At 43.8% G+C, this 17,032-nt stretch carries 7 protein-coding genes; 6 read left to right on the top strand and 1 reads right to left on the bottom strand.

Going from position 1 to position 17,032, the window contains the following annotated elements; all coding sequences use genetic code 11:
* Positions 1-77 precede the first annotated feature (77 nt).
* From CLV25_RS08060 to CLV25_RS08045, 4 genes are all read left to right on the top strand, one after another.
* The gene (locus tag CLV25_RS08060; RefSeq protein ID WP_131839131.1) at positions 78-1,898 is read left to right on the top strand and encodes an outer membrane protein assembly factor BamB family protein; all 1,821 of its coding nucleotides are present in this window, start codon (positions 78-80) and stop codon (positions 1,896-1,898) included.
* 595 nt (positions 1,899-2,493) lie between these two features.
* Positions 2,494-5,835: a SusC/RagA family TonB-linked outer membrane protein gene (locus CLV25_RS08055; RefSeq protein WP_131839130.1), complete on the top strand. Its 3,342-nt coding sequence runs from the start codon at positions 2,494-2,496 to the stop codon at positions 5,833-5,835.
* A 35-nt stretch (positions 5,836-5,870) separates the two neighbouring features.
* A complete protein-coding gene (locus CLV25_RS08050) occupies positions 5,871-7,619 on the top strand; it encodes a RagB/SusD family nutrient uptake outer membrane protein (protein ID WP_131839129.1) in 1,749 nt (582 codons plus the stop codon).
* An 85-nt stretch (positions 7,620-7,704) separates the two neighbouring features.
* On the top strand, positions 7,705-10,536 hold the full coding sequence (locus tag CLV25_RS08045; RefSeq protein WP_131839128.1) for an FAD-binding and (Fe-S)-binding domain-containing protein: 2,832 nt from the start codon (positions 7,705-7,707) through the stop codon (positions 10,534-10,536).
* Between the two features lie 628 nt (positions 10,537-11,164).
* Here CLV25_RS08045 and CLV25_RS08040 read toward each other — a convergent pair.
* Positions 11,165-13,348 (bottom strand): sodium-translocating pyrophosphatase, encoded by a 2,184-nt coding sequence (locus tag CLV25_RS08040; RefSeq protein ID WP_131839127.1) that lies wholly within the window; start codon positions 13,346-13,348, stop codon positions 11,165-11,167.
* 906 nt (positions 13,349-14,254) lie between these two features.
* On the opposite strand from CLV25_RS08040, the gene CLV25_RS08035 reads away from it, so the two are divergent.
* Positions 14,255-16,120, top strand: a complete 1,866-nt coding sequence (locus CLV25_RS08035) for a proton-conducting transporter transmembrane domain-containing protein (RefSeq protein WP_165877031.1) — start codon at positions 14,255-14,257, stop codon at positions 16,118-16,120.
* Between the two features lies 1 nt (position 16,121).
* On the top strand, positions 16,122-17,030 hold the full coding sequence (locus CLV25_RS08030) for a respiratory chain complex I subunit 1 family protein (protein WP_131839125.1): 909 nt from the start codon (positions 16,122-16,124) through the stop codon (positions 17,028-17,030).
* The last annotated feature ends 2 nt before the right edge of the window (positions 17,031-17,032 follow it).

Here is a 17,032-nt window from a genome sequence, read left to right as displayed (position 1 = left end):
TTTTAATGCGATCATAATGGCTTTGATATTTATTTATATTTACCCTTACTTTTAAATTTAAAACCGGTCGATTTGTCATGAGAAAAATAACACTTTTAACTGTGCTTTGTTTTGCTTTTTTACTTGCTAGGTCTCAAGCGGAAAAGTTTATTGTACTTACTGATTTACATGTTGTTAGTGGTAATGCAAATGATTCTACGTTGAGATTAATTGTGAGTGAAATTAATAGAAGTAATGCTAAGTATGTTTTTGTAACAGGCGATTTGACTAATCAAGGGAGTGATATAGAACTTCAAAATGTGAAGCAAATATTAGATAGGCTTGCCATTCCCTGCTTTGTTATATCGGGGAACCACGAAACTACCTGGAGTGAAAGTGGTTGTGAATCTTTTACTAACCTATGGGGAAAAGATCGGTTTGCCTTTACAGATGATCGTTTCCTATATATAGGATTTCCTTGTGGCCCTTATATGAAAATGGGTGATGGTTTTATTAAGTATGAGGATATTCTTTGGGTGAAGGAACAAATTGCAGAGAAGCTAAAGCCTGGAATGAAAATAATCAGTTTTGCGCATTATCCGCTTGATGAGAGTGTAAGCAACTATTCGATGATTACTCCTATTCTAAAAAGAAATCGAACTGCAGTTGCTTTTTGTGGGCATGGACATCGACTCAAACTGTTAAAATTTAGCGGTATTAATGGTGTGATGGGGCGTGCGAATACATCTTTTGATGGTTCATCTTTTGGTTACAACGAGGTGGAATTAACTAAAGATTCTGCTTTTGTCTATGAGAAGATTTTGGGCGGTCAGCGTATGCTAAGGATTGCGTTATCACTTAATGACGACACCCTATCTTATCAGGCCGATTCTACAGAATTGCTTCATGTAGAAAAATTCAAGTATGTATCTAAGGAATATCAAGATAACGCTTCGATATTTAATGGTGTAGAACGTTCGAAAGATTTGTTGATGTTCGCCAATTCTTTGGGGCAGGTGAAAGCCATAAGCATTAAAAAAGGAGGGCTGGTTTGGTGTAGGCAGTTTGATGGGGCTATTTATGCACGTCCTACTATCTACAGGAACATTCTACTTATAGGTACTATAAACGGACAGTTGTATGGACTTAGCACAAAGGATGGTAAAACACTTTGGGAAATACACTCGGATAGAATTATTGTAGGTAAGCCTAAACTGGAAGGCGGTTTTGCCTATGTGGCTTCGTCAAAGGAGTTCTTGAAGGTTAATGTAAAAACAGGTAAAGTTGAATGGCGTAGTAATATTCCACGCTCATACTCGCAAGGAACTCCTTTTGTTATAGGCAACAAGGTGATTTTTGGAGCATGGGATACGAACCTTTACTGCCTTGATAAGATGAGCGGTAGGTTGTTGTGGAGTTGGAATAATGGTAAAAAAGCAGATCTTCTTTCGCCCGGAAATGTAGAAATCGTAGCCAATGAAAAGGCTGTTTTTCTCGTAGCTCCCGATAGGTTTATGACTGCCTTGGATGCTAATTCTGGAAAACAATTGTGGCGTTCAAAAGAATATATGGTGCGGGAGTCGATGGGGGTATCTGCTGATGGTAATGTTATATATGCAAAAACGATGGATGGAATGCTGATAGCGGTAGAGCCTAATGCTGAAAAGTTTAATTTGCTTTGGAAAGTTGATACGGGCATTGGTTACGAGCACAATCCATGTCCAATTGTAGAGCATAAGGGCATAGTATACATGGGGAGCCGTAAAGGCGAAATCGTAGCTGTTGATGCCATTACTCATAAACTACTTTGGGTGGAAAAGGTTGGTTATTCGTCTGTTAATGGATTTACGGTTGACAGCAAGGGGGAGATTTGGGCTTCGCTAATAGAGGGATCTGTACTTAAAGTTGCTACAAAATAGATTGATGGTACGCCAGCTGCAATCTCCTCTTCAATCAGCTAGAATGGCGAGATAATCCTTATCTCGCCATTCTAGCTGATTAGCCTGTATCCTTTTTTGTAAGGGGATATAGGCTTTTTATTATAAACTATTGGAACGCTGCTTGATGTGTAAGCCAAACGTAGCTAAATTTTTATGCATTTGTACCTCCCAAATACAATACGGATGAACAGATTCGGAGCCTATAAAACACCCGCAAAAAGTAGGCTGGTCCTTTTAATGGTACAAGTATAAAACAAGAACTTTCGCCATTCTACTTGTGTATACTTGGTGGTAAGACGGGAGAATTGGATAATTGCTTGTGCTATATGTATCTATTGCAAGGAAATTGTTTAGCTGAATAAGTGTGTTTGCATAATTGCTTTGCACTGCAAACTCATTTTTTTTGCGCATTTCTGCAATTTTTTAAGATGTTGTAAAATAATAGTTTAAAACTTATAATGAGGGTTTTTACAAAAAAAATGCATTAACAAATCTTGATATTTTTAATAAAATGTTTGCAAAGACAATAAGCAAGAGATATATTTGAGCTGCTCTAACCATTAAATACACTTGAATGAAAAGACTTGATTGTTTCATGGCGATCTCCCGAGCAAGGAGAGGCTTAGTAATCTTAGGGTCAGCGGCATTCTTAGCAATGCTCAATCCTGAGGCAAGTTTTGCTGCAAACACAGCAATTGCTGTTCAGCAGAATAAGGTAAAGGTGAAGGGAACTATCCTGGATCAGACGAAGAATCCTATTATTGGTGCATCAATAAGCATCAAAGGGACAACTACGGGTACGGTAACGGACATTGATGGTAAGTTTAGTATTGATGTTCCTGCTGGATCTAACTTAACCATTTCGTTTATGGGCTATAAGTCTCAGGTGGTTAAGGCTACTAAGACGGACAACTTGGTTATTATTCTTGAGAATGATAATGTATCGCTCGAGCAGGTTGTTGTGGTTGGATTTGGAACGCAGAAGAAAGAAAATCTAACAGGAGCGGTAACTGCGATTGATGCTAAAAAAGCATTAGAAAGCAAGCCTGTAACCAATTTGTCTAAAGGACTACAAGGTGTTGCTCCAGGGTTGTCTATTTCTTTTAGTAATGGTAGGCCAGGCTCAACCGCATCGCTTAACATTCGTGGTGTTGGTTCTCTTTCTGGATCAGTATCGCCTCTGGTACTTGTGGATGGCGTTCCTTCATCATTAGACTTAGTTAACCCTGAGGATGTTGCTAATATCTCTGTACTTAAAGATGCTGCATCAGCTTCAATTTATGGAGCAAGAGCTGCTTTTGGGGTTATCCTTATAACCACAAAAACAGGTAAATCTGCAGAAAAAGTAAGTTTTTCGTACAGCGGAAACGTTGGATTTAACAAACCTACAACACTTGTAGATTTTATGGATCCTGAGCAAGAATTGCCTGTTATGATTGCGGCTCAAGAGAGAGCCGGAAATGCTAATGCAGAGTCGTTTGGTATGCTTTATAAGACTCTACTTCCTGGTATTGTGAATTGGAAACAGAAGTATGCCAATAATCGCACTAGCAATGAAATGGTATATGGCGAGGATTGGGAATTAATTGGCGGTCGTGCATATTTTTATCGTGTTTGGGATCCTCATAAAGAAATGTTGAATTCAGTATCTCCCCAAACTACCCACAATTTGCAAGTTACAGGTAAGGTTGGTGAAAACTCCTCTTATATTGCATCTGTTGGCTATGCTTCTGAAAAGGGATTGATGAAAAAAAACACAGAAAGTAACGAAAAGTTTACTATAAACTTTGGATTTAATACCCAACTAAAAAAGTGGTTGAAAGCTGACTTGAAACTCTATTCGGTAGATACAAAACTTGAAGAGCCTTATAATTATTACGGTCCTGGTATTTATGGGAATGGTGCAAATGGTTATTTTGGATACTACATGCGCTGGGGCAAATTCTTTCCTTATGGTACCTATAAAGGGAACTATTTTAGACATGCTCCAGGCTATCTTGCTAATGCTAATATGAATGAGTTTACCTCTAATACAATTAGATTAAGTGCCGCTTTAGTTGCTGATATTACTAAAAATTTGTCTTGGAGAAATGAGTATAGCGTAGAGACAAAGAATTATAAAAGCAGACTGAATGGAGGAGAGGTGAAGTTATGGGACTTCTGGAGCCCAATGGATGCTAATACAATTCAAACAACGGCTTTACCTACATATGTAATTGCTCCTTTAGCTTCTGATGATAGAGTTGCTGAAAGAAGACTAACTACAAGGAACAATGTGTTTAACTCATTTGCCACTTTTACAAAAAGTTTCAATGAAGCTCATAATCTTAAAGTAATTGGAGGTGCCAATATAGAATGGTTTGATAATAACCAATTGTATGCAGAAGTGAGAGGGTTAATGGATAGATCTATGCCTGAATTTAAGTTGGCGTATGGAGATCCTTTTGTAACTGGAACTTATTCTCCTTCTGTATATCAAACTGCAAATGCAGGTTTCTTCACTAGAATTAACTATGATTATAAAGGTAAATATCTTGTTGAATTAAATGGTCGTTTAGACGGTTCTTCTAGTTTCCCTGGAAGTAAGTTGTGGGGATTCTTCCCATCTGCATCTTTAGGTTACCGTATTACTCAAGAACCATTTATGGAGGGAGTGACTAAAATTATGAACGATGCTAAATTAAGAGTGTCGTATGGATCTATTGGTAACCAAAATGTTGGATTGTTTAGATTCCTTCCAACAATGCCAACATACAAAGCAAGTTGGATCAATGGTGAAAAGCAGGTTCAAACTGTTAGTCAGCCTACAGTTGTTGATCCAGATTTAACTTGGGAAAATATAAAGACAACTGACCTTGGAGTTGATATGAAATTCCTGAATAGCATGTTTGCTGTAAGTTTTGACTGGTATCAACGTGAAACTGAGGGCATGTTTGCTGTCGATAAAACATTGCCAAGTTCATTTGGTACATCAGCTCCTCAAACAAATGCAGGTAACTTAAGGAACAGAGGGTATGAAATTACCTTGGATTTTAATAAAAGTATAGGTAAGGATGCTTCTGTTTATGCAAATCTAACATTCTCTGACTCTAAAACTGTTGTGACAAAATGGAACAATGCTTCTAAGACTTTAGGTCAATATTATTCAGGAATGGAACTTGGCGAGATCTGGGGACTTGAAACAGATCGTTTGTACCAAGAATCCGATTTTACTGTTGATGGAACTGGAAAATATGTTTTAAATTCTGGTCTTCCATCGCAAGCTGCATTGGCTAAGGGTAATTTTACCTTTGGACCAGGGGACGTAATGTATAAAGACTTAAATAATGATGGTGTCATAAATGCAGGAAAGCGTACTGCTGATGATCACGGTGATTTAAAGAAGATTGGTAATACAACTCCTCGTTACTTGTATGGTATCCGTATGGGAGGTTCTTATTATGGATTTGATGTTGAAATGTTCTTCCAAGGTGTTGGGAAACGCGATTACTGGGCTTCTTCAGACTTGATCCTTCCGTTCTATAACAGAACTGATGCAATGTACGCAAACCAGTCTGATTACTGGACTTCTACAAATACTGGAGCCTTCTTCCCTCGTCCTTATCCAGGACATGCTGCAAATGCATTGTCAGCAGGAACCTCAGGCTCTAATAACTTTGTTACGCAAACGCGCTATCTGCTAGACATGTCGTACTTTAGATTCAAGAATTTGACTGTAGGATATACGTTGCCTATGGATCTAACAAAGAAGGTAAAGATTGACAAGATCAGAGTTTATTTTAGTGGTCAGAATTTGGCAGAGAAGAAAGATAGCAGATTGCCTGTTGATCCAGAGATTGATGATACTGAAGCAAACTGGGGACGTACATACCCATATAGCCGTACATTCTCATTTGGTCTTCAAGTAAATTTCTAACTTTTAAGTAAAAAAGTAATTTTAAATTCAGCGCAATGAAAAGGATTTTACGTAATATATACTTGCTTCTTGGGTTGTGTGCCATTGTTGGTACAACGAGTTGCGACAAGTTTCTTACCATTGATCCAGAGGATACTTTTACAAAGGATAACTACTGGACATCTGAAGCTAATGTAAAGCTTTATGCATGGAAATTCTATGACTTATTTTTAGGATATGGAAATGGAACGGGAACTTCATCTGAATTTTATTTCCAAAATTCGCCTACTGCTGGGTGTATTAATATTTCGGATGATTTAGCTAATGCTACTTTCTTGAAGTATAATACAACTTCGGTTACAACAAGTTCAGAATGGAATAACTACTATAACCAAATTAGAGCAGCTAATGTAATGCTCGAAAAGTTGCCAACTGTACCAATGAGTAGCGAAGCAGCAAAGCATTGGGAAGGTGTTGCAAGGTTTTTTAGAGCATATTGTTACTTTGCTTTAGTTCAAAGGTATGGAGATGTTCCTTATATTGATAAGGCTGCATCTTACACAGATGATGCAGGTATATACATACCAAGAACTGCAAGAGCAACTGTTATGGCGAAGGTTATTGAGGACTTGACATTTGCTTCTGAAAATATGAGAGTTAATGACGGAGCAACTTCAATAAATAAATATGCTGCTTATGCATTGCTTTCAAGAGTTGCATTATTTGAAGGGACTTATGTTAAGTACCATGGAATTGGGAATGGTGCCGAATACTTAACAGTTGCTAAAAATGCTGCAGATGCGATTATTACTTCTGCTAAATACACAATTGGATCAGATTTTAAAGCAGTATATAATTCTATAGACTTGTCTAGTGGTTCAGCAAAAGGAGAGGTTATTTTCTATAAGAAATATCTCCCAGCTGTATTGATGCATTCAATTCAATCATATACAAATACTTCTTCTGCAATAAATGGTTTAACAAAGGTTGCCGCAGAAAGTTATGTGTGTTCAGATGGGTTGCCAATCAACCAATCATCTAAATACAAAGGTGATAATTCGTTAAATGATGTTCTTACAGAGCGCGATAAAAGAATGTCTGCTGTTGTAGATGCTCAAGGTTATGGGTATGCAGATAAAACATTGGGAGGTCTTACCTCTTCAACTGGATATATTATTTGTTTGTATAATAGTTGGATTCCTCCTGTAAAGCCTGTAACGGAGAACACTACTAATGGACAGAACCATATTGATGCTCCAGTTTATACTTATGCAGAAGTATTATTGAATTATGCAGAAGCATGTGCTGAATTGGGAACTTGTACTCAAGCAGATCTTGATAAGTCGATTAATAAGTTGAGGACTCGTGCTGGTTTACCAAATTTAACAATCTTAGGTTCGGATGTAACTGTTAATGGTGTTGTCATAAATGATCCTAAGCGTACTTCTACATTGGAATCAATCAGTGGCATTGTTTCTCCTCTTTTGTGGGAAATTAGACGAGAAAGAAGATCAGAATTAATGACTTGGACCTTTATTAGATATTATGATTTAATGAGATGGAATAAAGGTGAATATCTAGATTCTAGTAAAAATCCTGATGTTATGCTTGGAGCCAAGTTGGTAGGTGTAACTTTGAAAAATACGAAAGTGAATGCAGATGGTTATATCTTACCATACACTTCATCTTCAGTTCGTACTTTTGAGTCACCTAAAAATTATTTGAACTCTATTCCATTAAGTGAAATTACGCTATATGCAACCGAGGGTGTTGAATTGACTCAGAATCCAGGCTGGAATAAGTAATCATTAATTGGTCTTTTATATTTGAGGATGCAGCTTTGTTGCATCCTCTTTTTCTATACTTTTTACCGGCATTATATTACTATCTATGGAGACCATTGATGCTGCCCATAGGGCTTTTATACAAAAGATATCGGCGAAGGTAAATCGCCGATACATTACCACGAGAGCAATTGATCGTCTTGCCTGGGGTACGGATGCGAGCTTCTACCGCCAGATTCCCCAGGTGGTTGTTTTTCCTGAAACCCCTGAGGAGGTTTCGTATATCCTGAAGTGTGCTACCTCGCATAACATTCCTGTTACGTTTAGGGCTGCCGGAACAAGCCTATCGGGGCAAAGTATCACCAATTCGGTTCTTGTTGTTGCGGGTAAGAAGTGGGAAAAGTATTCGATTGCTCCCGATGCCTCGCAAATTACGCTGCAGTGCGGCATCGTAGGCCAGCGGATTAACGAGATTCTGGCTCCGCTAGGTCGTAAGTTCTCGCCCGATCCGGCGTCGCTTAAGTCGGCCATGCTTGCGGGCATTATCATGAATAACGCATCGGGGATGAACTGCGGCACGCATGCCAATAGCGATAAGGTTATTCGCTCGGTTCGAATGATTATGCCCGATGGCTTTAGGTTAGATACGGGCGATGAGAAATCGCGTACAGAGTTTAACAACCGCTATCCAACCTTCTGCAACGATTTGCACGAGCTGCGCAAGGAAATTTTAGCCAATGAGGAGCTGCATCGTTGGATTCGCTATAAGTATTCGATCAAGAATGTTACTGGACTGAATATCCTTCCGCTTATAGAGCATAGCGATCCGTTCGACATCATCACCCACCTAATGGTAGGGTCGGAGGGAACGCTGGCGTTTTTGGAGGAGGCTACCGTTACTACCGAGCCTCTTGCTCCATTCCGGGCAAGCGCTATGGTATACTTCGATGGCATACGGGAGGCCTGCTTAGCTATTCAGCGATTGAAGACGGAGCCTGTTATTGGTGCTGAGCTGCTCGATAGGTTGGCGCTAAAATCGGTTGAGGATAAGCCGGGAATGCCCGATTTTCTTAAAACGCTTCCCGATTCTGCTACTGCGGTTCTCTTTGAGACAAAGGCCGAATCGCAGCACGAGCTGGCGGAGAATGTTGCCCTGATTAAGGGAATCATCGAGAGCTATAAGATTTTGATGCCCGTCGAGTTCCTTGATGATGAGAAGGAGTACAGCAAGCTTTGGGCTATTCGCTCTGGCATCTTCCCTTCGGTAGGCGCAATGCGTCCTGTAGGTACATCGTGCCTTATCGAGGATGTTGCCTTCCATATGGATAACCTTCCGGAGGCAACTGCCGAGCTACAGCAAACCATTGCTAAGCATGGGTATGCCGATGGCGTTATCTACGGGCATGCGCTGGAGGGTAACTACCACTTCATCATCAACCAAAGCTTCGACAGCCAAAGCGAAATTGACCGCTACGAGGCCCTGATGAACGATGTTATCCACCTGGTAGTGGATAAGTACAAGGGCTCGCTGAAGGCCGAGCATGGAACGGGCCGCAACATGGCTCCATTTGTAGAGTACGAGTGGGGCGCTGAGGCGTTCTCCATCATGAAGCGTATTAAGGTGCTGTTCGACCCACGGGGCATCCTTAATCCGGGCGTTATCTTTAACGACGATCCGCACTGCCATATCAAGAATCTAAAAGAGCTGTCGTTAACCAACCCTCATGTTGATAAATGCATCGAATGTGGCTTTTGCGAGGTTAACTGCCTAACCTATGGTTTAACGCTATCCTCGCGCCAGCGAATTATTGTGCAGCGCGAAATAGCCCGACTTGAGGCTAGCGGCGAAGATGCCGCTCTTTTAACCGACCTGCGAAAAGAATACGCCTACCTTGGCGATGCTACCTGCGCCGGCGATGGCCTCTGCGCCACCAGCTGCCCAATGGGCATCAACACGGCGCACCTTACCCACGATGTTCGCCAGGCCAACATCCCTCAGGGGAGCTTTGCCTGGAAGGTGGGCAACTTTGCGGCCAACCATTTTGCTGGGATTAAGTCTACCCTACGTCCGGTTCTTTCTGCAGCCAACATGGCCCATACCGTTATGGGATCGGCCGCATTGGGGGCTGTAACCCGTACGCTGCATAAGACAACGGGGATTCCGCTTTGGACTCCATCGATGCCCAAAAGCAATAAGGTAAAACCTGTAGTGCAAAAGTCATCTGCATTAAAGGTGGTGTACTTCCCTAGCTGTATCAACCAGACGATGGGCGCAGCAAAGGGTGATCCGGATCAAACGCCGCTGCCCGATAAGATGATGGGGTTGCTTCATAAAGCCGGCTACGAGGTTATCTTCCCCGAAAATATGGAGCAGCTTTGCTGCGGTACCATCTGGGAAAGCAAGGGCATGCCCGATATTGCCGATCGTAAGACTAAGCAGCTGGAGGAGGCGCTCTGGAAGGCCAGCAACAACGGGGAATACCCTGTGCTATGCGATCAAAGCCCCTGCCTGTACCGTATGCGTACCTGCATAAAGTCTATGAAGCTTTACGAGCCTGCCGAGTTTATAGAGGCATTCTTGGTGGATAAGCTAGAGTTTACGCCCATCGACGAGCCTGTGGCGCTTCATATAACCTGCTCGACTACAAAAATGCAGCTGCGCGACACCATTATTGGATTGGCGAAGCGCTGTTCTACAAATGTGCTCGTTCCTCAAGAGGTGGGCTGCTGCGGCTTTGCCGGCGATAAGGGATTTACCAACCCCGAGGTTAACGCCTATGCCTTGCGCAAGCTGCGCCCACAGCTGGAGACGGCAAACGTTAGGCAGGGCTTCTCCAACAGCCGTACCTGCGAGATTGGGCTAACCACCAACGGAAAGATTCCCTACATGTCCATCGTTTACCTGGTGGATCGGGTGACTAAACCAATAAAGCAGTAAATGCTTTTTCTGGAAAGCATATATAGAAAAGGGGTGGCCATATTAGGCAACCCCTTTCTGTATATTCTGCCACTTTAAAAGCGACTTTTTTCTCACTTTTTTGGACTTTTTTCTCGGTTTTAGGGACTTAAAAGTACTTTCAAACTATAAAGAAGTCGCTGAGAGGTACTTTTTTCTCACTTTGGGGGACTTAAAAGTACTTTCAAACTATAAAAAAGTAGTTGGAAAGTACTTTTTACTACTTTTTTTGGACCTTAAAATAGTTTCAAACTGCAAAAAAGTCGATGAAAAGTATTATTAGGTCGATTGAAAGTACTTTTAAATACTTTCGAGGTACTATTAAGTAGTTCAGACCGGCCTTTTCTCAAAAAAAGTGACCTTTTTCTCGCTTGAAACAACAAAAAGATCTGTTCCATCTACTTTCTCGAAGCTGGAGGAATCTTATTCTCGCTCAAACCCTCGGCTTTGTCGAAAAAAACTTCAACTTTCTAGTTTCAAACGACAACTTCCATCATTCAGAGCTAATTGGGTTAGTAAAGATAGGGCTTTATCTATCCTACCAAATGTAGCAAAAAAAGAAAGGGGATAGCATAGCGCCATCCCCCTTTTGTATGGATAAAAAAAACTTTTACAATAAGCTGTAGGCAACGGTTAGTCCAGCCATAACGATGGCTACCATGCTCATTAGCTTGATAAGGATGTTGAGGCTAGGGCCAGAGGTATCCTTAAATGGATCGCCCACGGTGTCGCCAATAACGGTAGCCTTGTGGTTGTTCGATCCCTTTCCATCTAGGTTTCCTTCCTCGATGTACTTCTTGGCGTTATCCCAGGCACCACCAGCGTTGGCCATGAATACGGCAAGCACAAAGCCAGAACCTAATCCACCAACAAGAAGTCCCATTACGCCCGAAACGCCGAAGATAATTCCGGTAACGATAGGGGTAACGATGGCAAGTAGCGAAGGGAACATCATTTCGCGCTGAGCACCACGGGTAGAGATCTCCACGCATTTAGCGTAGTCTGGCTCGGCTTTTCCTTCCATAATGCCGGCGATTTCGCGGAACTGGCGGCGTACTTCGTTCACCATCTTTTGAGCGGCACGGCCTACGGCGTTCATGGTTAATCCGCAGAATAGGAAGGCCATCATCGAGCCAATGAATACGCCTGCAAGTACCTTAGGGTTCATCAGGGTAACATCGTAGTAGGTCATAAAGTCGGTGAGCGAAGCTTCGGCCGTATTCACAACCTGACCGCTAACCTCTATGGTAGCTTGTCCAACACGGAGTAGGGCAATCTTGATCTCCTCGACGTACGAGGCAAGAAGGGCCAAGCCGGTAAGCGCTGCCGATCCGATAGCAAAGCCCTTTCCAGTTGCAGCGGTGGTGTTTCCAAGAGCATCCAACGCATCGGTACGGTGGCGTACTTCCTCGCCTAGCTTGCTCATTTCGGCGTTTCCACCGGCGTTATCGGCAATAGGACCGTAGGCATCGGTCGCAAGGGTGATACCCAAGGTCGATAGCATACCTACAGCGGCGATACCCACGCCGTAAAGTCCCATCGACATATTGGCGAAGCTGAAGTTGGCGGCAAAAAGGAACGATAGGATAATTCCAATTACGATTGTAATAACTGGAATTGCCGTAGAGATCATACCCGTACCAATACCCTTAATGATTACGGTAGCAGGCCCGGTTTTCGAGCTCATGGCGATACCCTGGGTTGGCGCGTAGGCATGCGAGGTGTAGTATTCGGTAGACTTACCAATGATGATACCCGTAACCAGACCTGTGATGATCGATCCGCAGATCATGTAGTCTAGCCCAAGCAGGTATACGGTAAGGAACGATGCAAAAACGATTAGCACCGAGCTGATGTTGATGCCTCTTCCTAGTGCGCTTAGCAGCTGCTGCTGCGATGCGCCTTCTTTGGTCTTTACAAGGAAGATTCCGATAAGCGAAAGCACTACGCCAAATGCGGCGATAAGCATTGGGGCAAGGATGGCGTTAAACTGCAGCTCGGGATTTGTTGCAAATGCAGCAGCACCAAGGGCCGAAGTAGCCAAAATCGATCCGCAGTACGACTCGTAAAGGTCGGCACCCATACCGGCAACGTCGCCCACATTATCGCCCACGTTGTCGGCAATAGTGGCAGGGTTGCGGGGGTCATCTTCAGGAATGCCTGCTTCTACTTTACCTACTAGGTCGGCGCCAACGTCGGCAGCCTTGGTAAAGATACCACCACCAACTCTTGCAAATAGCGCCTGAGTAGAGGCACCCATACCGAAGGTAAGCATGGTGGTTGTAATTACGACAACCTTTTCGGAGGATGTTGCCTCTTCTACAAAGTAGTCGAGAAGAATCCACCAAAGCGAGATGTCGAGAAGGGCTAGGCCAACTACCACCAATCCCATAACTGCTCCCGAACGGAAGGCGATTTTAAGACCATCGTTGAGGCTGCGGCGGGCAGCATTTGCAGTACGAGCAGATGCGTAGGTGGCGGTCTTCATCCCAATAAAACCTGCAAGCCCCGAGAAGAAGCCGCCGGTAAGGAAGGCAAACCAAACCCACTTATTCTGCAAGCCTGGCCCATAGGCCATATAGGCAAACAGTGCGCAGAGCACAATAAATACGATTCCTACTACCTTGTACTGTTGCCTAAGGTAGGCCATTGCTCCCTTTCGAACGTGGCTGGCTATGCGAGCCATTGTCTCTGTGCCCTCTGACTCCTTCATCATTCCCTTGAAGAAGATGTAGGCGAATAGTAATGCGACTGCTGCGCATGCCGGAACTATCCAAAAATAAATACTTAACATTGGTTGAAAGTTTAGATTAAGTTTCGGGCTAAAAGTAAGGAATAATTAACATTGGTTGGCATCTTAAAGCTCCATAATCTATGGTAGGGTTGAAAAAAAAATTCTCGGGGTGCAACTCAATGTTTGAGGACGGCGTTGTTTGGCGACGGCTCTTGTCTTCGTCAGCTCTATCATTGTAGGTTGTAGTCTGCTGCATAGAGTCGGATGAGGCAGGAGCCCATTGCCGTCAAGCTAAGGCTTCAAACGACAGCTGCGGTTGCATTAAAGCGCTACAACGTAGCGCCACTTGAGTAACCGTGGGTGTAAGCCCACGGTCATTTGGCAGAAAACAATCAGCCCCGAAGGGGTTGCCCCAAATGCTACGCGTTCTCTAAAAGGTTCAGCCCCATTCGGGGCTGCTAAAGAGGGAGACACTCTGCATCCACGGATTTCATCCGCGGTTACTAAGGGTTAGCTACTTCGTAGCATGTTACCGCTTAGCTTGACGGCTATGGGCAGGAGCCTCATCCGAACGAGGGAATGGCTTCCCCGCTTCAGGAAATCATTTCCCAGCGTTCGGAAATGGCTTCCCCGCTTCAGGAAATCATTTCCCAGCATTCGGAAACGGCTTCCTCGCTTTAGGAAATCATTTCTCAAGGCTGGGTAAAGATTGTTTTTTTCTTTGCTATAAGCGCCATTTTACTAGTTATTTATATGATTTGGTATGAATAATTCATTTATATTTTTTCAAAAACTGCTGTATAATATCTATTACCCCGTTCAATTACCCTACCTTTGCGGCATTACTTCGACAGAAAACATCTGATGAATATCTCTTTTCTCATTTCAGCTGCGTTTCTGCCACTACTCAGTTTCTTTCTATCTAAAAAACGACAATTTGCCGTAGTATTATTTACCCAACTGGTAGTGGCATTTTATACCGTTGTTACAGCGGTAGGCGCATTAGGTCTTTTTGACACAGGGTTGGTTAATAATGGGAGTAGCTCTGTTGCTATCGATCCATTATCATTCCTTTTTATTGCTGCTATTAACCTCGTTTGTGTGCTCACAACGGTATACTCTAAGGGGTATCTCGCCCCTTATATGGAAAAGAAGAATAGGAGTGAGCTGGCCATTCATGGTGCTGCGCTGGTTTGGCTGCAGGTGTCCATGATACTGGTGGTAACGCTTCGCGAAGGCTTTGCTTTTCTGGCAGCGTGGGAGGCCATGACATTGGCTTCATTCGTTCTGGTGATGTTCGAGGCCGAGAAGCACGAAACGTTTAAGGTTGGAATATCGTACCTTATTCAGATGCACGTTGGCTTCTTCCTTATCCTTGCCGGATTTGTGGTTGCCTACGTAAAAACCGGAATCTTTGGTTTCGATGGCCTATCGTCCTACTTTGCTACCAATAATGGTATTCCCGTATTCCTTCTTTTCTTTTTAGGATTTGGGCTTAAGGCAGGCTTTGTGCCGCTGCACACCTGGCTTCCGAACGCCCACCCTGCGGCACCCTCGCACGTTTCGGGCGCCATGTCGGGCATTATGATAAAGATGGGGATTTACGGATTGCTTCGTGTTCTTTTTGCAATGCACAGCCAATATTTAGAGGTAGGAATGATCTTGCTTGCGGTATCCCTTCTTACCGGAGTTTGGGGGGTAGTAAGCGCCATCGTACAAAAGGATTTGAAGAAGGTGCTTGCCTATAGCAGTATCGAGAACATCGGTATCATTGGAATTGGGCTTGGCTTAGGTTTCATCGGTCTTCATATTCAGTACCCTCAGCTATCGCTTTTGGCCTTTGCAGGAGCCGTACTGCATATCGTAAACCACTCGCTGTTTAAGCCCATGCTGTTTATGGGGGCAGGTTCGGTGTACACGGCAACCCATACGCGTAACATGAACGATTTAGGCGGACTTATCAAGAAGATGCCGCACACTTCGCTTCTCTTTATTGTTGGCGCAATGGCCATCTGTGCGCTTCCTCCGTTTAACGGCTTCATATCGGAGCTACTTATATATGTAGGGATGTTCGACAGCTTGGTGGGGCAGTCGCTCCGCGAAACCATCTTGCTCATCACCTCTTCGATGATTCTGGCGTTGATTGGCGGATTGGCCGTGTTTGCCTTCTCAAAGGCGGTGGGCATTGCATTCTTGGGCGCTCCCCGTAAGCCGATAGACCATGTTAAAGAGGTAAGTAGATGGATGCTCGTTCCTCAGTACGTTCTTCTTGCAGGAATACTAGCAATAGGTTTGTTCCCATCCATTGCCGTTAAGCTAATACTTCCGGTTGTTGCCCAGTTCCCACAGGTAAATACTTCGACCGAACTTTTGCAGCCTATACTAAATACAACCAGCAGCATCACCTGGATATCGTTGGCGTTTGTAGGTTTTATTGCGGTGATATTTTTCTTCCGCAAAAAGATGCAGCAGGATGTTATAATTACTGAAGGACCAACCTGGGGATGCGGCTACTCTGCCGTTAATGCTACGCAGCAGTATACCTCTACCTCGTATGCCGATAGCTTGATCTCCATATCTAAGCCGTTGGTGAAGGTTACGAAAGATTTTGAGCCGCTCGAGAAGACCGATTTCTTCCCTCATGCAACCAGCTTTAAGACCGGAAGCAACGACGTTTTCGAGGAAATGGTTACGGTGCATCCAACCAACAGGCTCCTGAAGATCATCCGTAAGGCCGCCATCCTTCAAACCGGGCATGTGCAGCACTACGTGCTCTACGCGTTGCTGTTTATTGTTGCCATTTTGGTGCTAACCTACTTTAAGCTGATTTAGTATGACCGGATACCTACTTATTATACTCGCGGCATTCTTCTTTCCAGGGATCATTGCTCGAACCAAAAGCATTGCCTCGGGGCGTAAAGGGCCACGTATTATTCAGCCTGTGCGCGACATCGTGAAGCTGCTACGAAAGGGTAGCGTTTACAGCACTACCACAAGTTCGATCTTTCGTATCGCACCTACTGTAGGCCTTGCCTGCGTGCTTACTGCAATGCTGGTTATCCCGTTTGCGGGTGGCAATGCCCTGATTTCTTTTAACGGCGATTTTGTCTTCTTCGCCTACCTGCTTGCGTTGGGTCGTTTTCTTATGATTATTGCCGCGCTCGATACGGGCAGCAGCTTCGAGGGGATGGGAGCCAACCGCGAGACGCTCTACGCGCTGCTCGTCGAACCGGCCCTGTTCGTTATGATGGGCGTTATGGCCATGATGACAGGGTGCACCTCGTTTACCGAGATCTTCAAGGCGTTTAACACCGTTGGCGACTACTCGTTGCTGCTGGGCGCTCTATTTGCCTGCCTCGTAATCCTTATTGCCATGGTCGAGAATAGCCGACTTCCTGTCGATGACCCAAAAACGCACCTAGAGCTTACCATGGTGCACGAGGTTATGATTCTCGACAACTCTGGATTTGACTTAGGGCTGATTCATCTTACCTCGTCGCTAAAGTTTGGCGTATTCTCCATGCTCATGGCCAATATGCTTATTCCTCCATCGTGGAAAATTGGCTACCAGTTCCTCTACTTCGGGGTGATCGCTGTTGGGTTTGCCGTTGTTGTCGGGCTGCTCGAATCGTTTAGGGCGCGTAACAAGATGGCGAAAAACCCTCAATACCTGCTTACGCTTACCGCCATTGGCCTGCTTGGCCTGATTGTGGCTCTTATTCTAATGCAAAAAATAGCTTAACG

The organism is Acetobacteroides hydrogenigenes, from assembly GCF_004340205.1.
GTDB lineage: Bacteria > Bacteroidota > Bacteroidia > Bacteroidales > ZOR0009 > Acetobacteroides > Acetobacteroides hydrogenigenes.
The sequence above is the reverse complement of the archived record's forward strand: the minus strand, read 5'-3'. Positions and strand labels throughout refer to the sequence as shown.